Below are 3302 nucleotides of genomic sequence, written 5' to 3'. Positions count from 1 at the left end.
GTCGCCGTCGTAGTTCTTGGCGGCCCAGACGTATCCGCCCTCCCACTTGAGCGCCGCGGCGACCATGTCGTCGATCAGGCGGTGCTCGTAGGTGATTCCGGCGGCTTCGAAGTCGGCCTTGAACTCGGTCTCGAAGACCTCGGCGAAGATGTCCTTGAAGCGGCCGTCGTAGGCCTTCAGGATCGTGTTCTTGGTGGAGAGGTAGACCGGGTAGCCGCGCGACAGGCCGTACCGCATGGAGGCGCGGGCGAAGTCGCGGATCGAGTCGTCCAGGTTGTACATCGCCATCGCGATGCCGGGGCCGGGGAAGTCGTAGACGTCGAGCTTGATCGGCTCCGAACCGTCCTTGGGCGTGTAGGTGAGGGTCAGGGTGCCCTCGCCGGGGATCCTCAGGTCGGTGGCGCGGTACTGGTCGCCGAACGCGTGACGGCCGATGATGATCGGCTTGGTCCAGCCGGGGACGAGCCTCGGCACGTTGGACATGATGATCGGCTCGCGGAAGATGACACCGCCGAGAATGTTACGGATAGTCCCGTTCGGGGACTTCCACATCTTCTTGAGGCCGAACTCCTCGACCCGAGCCTCGTCAGGAGTGATCGTGGCGCACTTGACGCCGACTCCGTACTGCTTGATCGCGTTGGCGGCGTCGATCGTCACCTGGTCGTCGGTGGCGTCGCGGTGCTCGATCCCGAGGTCGTAGTACTTCAGGTCGACGTCGAGGTAGGGAAGGATCAGCTGGTCCTTGATGAACTGCCAGATGATCCGGGTCATCTCGTCGCCGTCAAGCTCGACGACGGGGCCCTCTACCTTGATCTTGGGCATGCGTGTGGTTCCCCTTCTGAACTAAATTGGCCAGACAGTCCTTTTTGAGGCTCACTGGCCGTTGAGGCTATCGGACCGGGCCAACCGCCTTGCGGCGTACCCGCTCGTCCGACCTATCGCATCGGCATGAGAGCCGGGAATTCGAGGATCAGCCCGCCCGCCATCAGGGCGATTCCGAGAACGGCGAGGGTGAGGGCGTCCGTGGTCTTGCGGCGCACGGCGAGCCGCCCACCTCCGGCCAGCCGGGCCAGTGCCCCCAGCGTCATGACGGCACCGAGGGCGAAACCGCCCCACTCGGGCATGTCCAGCAGCACCGCGAAGACCATCGCGGCGACCGCGCCGGCCACCACCAGCGGATACGGTCCCCAACGTTCCTCGCTCGCGTTCACCGCTCGCGCGTTCATCGACCCACCCTCCGCTCTCGCCTCTGATTCCGACTCATCGCTCGGCGATCGGCTTCCACTTCTGGTCCCGCTCGCCGATGTACTCGCTGTCCGGGCGGATCAGCCGGTTGTCGGCATGCTGCTCGATGACGTGTGCGGTCCATCCTGACATGCGGCTGACCGAGAAGACCGGGGTGAACAGGTCCGTCGGGATGCCGAGGTAGTGGTAGACCGTCGCCGCGTAGAAGTCGACGTTCGGATAGAGGCCCTTGGTCTCGAAGACGACCTCCTCCATCTCCTTCGACATCCGGTAGTACGTGTCGTCACCGGATGCCTCGCCGAGCTCCCGCGACATCTGGCGCAGGTGCGTGGCGCGCGGGTCCTCGGTCTTGTAGACCCGGTGCCCGAAGCCCATGATCTTCTCGCCCGCGGCGAGCCTGTCGCGTACCGACTGGGCGACGGCGCCCGCGTCGAGCGACTCCAGGGTGCGCATGACCTGCTCGTTGGCGCCGCCGTGCAGGGGGCCCTTGAGGGTGCCGATGGCCGCCACGATGGCCGAGTGCATGTCGGACAGGGTCGCGGCGCAGACCCGGGCGGCGAACGTGGAGGCGTTCATCGTGTGGTCGGCGTGCAGGACCAGGCAGGTGTCGAAGATCTCGACCTCACGCTCACCGGGGGTACGGCCGGTGATCTGGAGGAGGAAGTTCGCCGCCACGCTCAGGGAGGGGTCCGGGTCACGGATGACGGCACCGGTCCTGGCCGCGTGGTAGCGGGCGACGAGGATCGGCTGCTGCGCGGTCAACCTGGCAGCCTTGCGCAGGTTCGCCTCGGGGGCGTTGGACTCCTTGTCCGGATCATCACCTCCGGCCAGCGAGACCAGCGTGCGCAGCGCCTCCATCGGGGCCTGTCTCTCCGCGATCTCCGAGATGTTGGCCTCGACGAGCGTGCCGAGCGTACGCCCTCGAACCAGTTCCTCTTCGTACGCCGAGAGCTGTTCCCGGGTGGGGAGCGTGCCGTACTGCAGCAGGTGCGCGGTCTCTTCGAAGGTGGTGCGGCCGGCCAGATCGTGGATGTCGTAGCCACGATAGAAGAGGCGACCGGCCTGACCGTCGATGTCGCTGAGCGCTGTGGACGCGGCTACGACATCGGCGAGACCTTTGGTGGGCTTGTCCGCCATGAGTGTTTCCTCCGCTTATCTGTGCCCGAAGTCTACCTGTGAGCAGCGGAAACCCTCCCGAGAGGTCCAGGCCAATTTCAGGAATGATTCTCCTTCTGGCAAAGGCGATTCCCCATCACCTCGTTTGGGTAAGCCGGAGCTGTAGGAATAGTTACGGCGGGCTACCTGGGGAGGAACTGCCGTGGAGGGGCCGTTCATACGCATCGAGGACACCGGTGAGGTGGTCCCGTTGCGCCCCGAGATCACGACGATCGGACGTGGCCGTGGAGTGGACATCCGGCTGACCGATCCGAGTGTGTCCCGGCTACACGCGGAATTCGTCCGGCGTGGACCCTACCTGTATGTCGTTGATCTGGGCCTGTCCCGCAACGGCACTCGGGTCAACGGCCGACCGATCGCCCGGAGGGTGCTTGACGACGGTGACGTGGTGTCCTTCGGCGCGGCACGAGGCAGGATCGGCGGGGTGCCTCGCGAGGACTTCGCCCCGGAGGTCGAGCTCCGCCGCGCCGCGGCACCGGAGCTGACCAGGCGGGAGGTGGACGTCCTGACGTCGCTCTGCCGTCCGGCGTTGTCGGACGAGGCGTTCGTCGCACCGGCCACGGCCAGGGAGATCGCCGACGACCTGGTGGTGACGGAGGCGGCTGTCAAGCAGCACCTCCTGCGTCTCTACCAGAAGTTCCGGATCCCCGAGGGGACCAACCGGCGCACCAGGCTGGCGAACGAGGTCGTCGCCCTGGGGCTGGTGAGGCCCACCCCCGTGGTGCCCTCGCAGCGCGCCACCGGTACCCCGGAGTCCCAGCCGGCGGCCGCCGCCGCGAACCGCAGGGCGTCGTAGCCGGGCCACCCGAGAGACCGGCGCGCCGACACTCCCGTCAGCCGGCTCAGCGGAGGCCAGCGCCGCCGCGTCGACCTCGCCGTCG

4 protein-coding genes are annotated in these 3302 nt (G+C 66.9%); 1 reads left to right on the top strand and 3 read right to left on the bottom strand.

Going from position 1 to position 3302, the window contains the following annotated elements:
* From ABZU75_RS45920 to ABZU75_RS45910, 3 genes are all read right to left on the bottom strand, one after another.
* Nucleotides 1–822 (bottom strand): NADP-dependent isocitrate dehydrogenase (locus ABZU75_RS45920; RefSeq protein ID WP_355569731.1); only part of this gene is annotated, 822 nt, incomplete at its 3' end.
* Between the two features lie 113 nt (nt 823–935).
* Nucleotides 936–1226 carry a DUF3017 domain-containing protein gene (locus ABZU75_RS45915; protein ID WP_355569728.1) on the bottom strand — a complete coding sequence of 97 codons (291 nt, stop codon included), beginning with the start codon at nt 1224–1226 and terminating at the stop codon, nt 936–938.
* Nucleotides 1227–1260: 34 nt separating this feature from the next.
* Complete coding sequence (locus ABZU75_RS45910) at nt 1261–2382, bottom strand: citrate/2-methylcitrate synthase (RefSeq protein WP_350911606.1); 1122 nt, start codon at nt 2380–2382, stop codon at nt 1261–1263.
* Between the two features lie 181 nt (nt 2383–2563).
* On the opposite strand from ABZU75_RS45910, the gene ABZU75_RS45905 reads away from it, so the two are divergent.
* A complete protein-coding gene (locus tag ABZU75_RS45905; RefSeq protein WP_355569723.1) occupies nt 2564–3217 on the top strand; it encodes an FHA domain-containing protein in 654 nt (217 codons plus the stop codon).
* Nucleotides 3218–3302 lie beyond the last annotated feature (85 nt).

Source organism: Streptosporangium sp. NPDC005286, assembly GCF_040607515.1.
Lineage (GTDB): Bacteria > Actinomycetota > Actinomycetes > Streptosporangiales > Streptosporangiaceae > Streptosporangium.
This window is presented reverse-complemented; position numbering and strand designations above follow the sequence as displayed.

Coding starts and splice junctions, on each gene's coding strand:
- ABZU75_RS45915 (WP_355569728.1), bottom strand. CDS start 1,226: ATGAACGCGCGAGCGGTGAACGCGAGCGAGGAACGTTGGGGACCGTAT.
- ABZU75_RS45910 (WP_350911606.1), bottom strand. CDS start 2,382: ATGGCGGACAAGCCCACCAAAGGTCTCGCCGATGTCGTAGCCGCGTCC.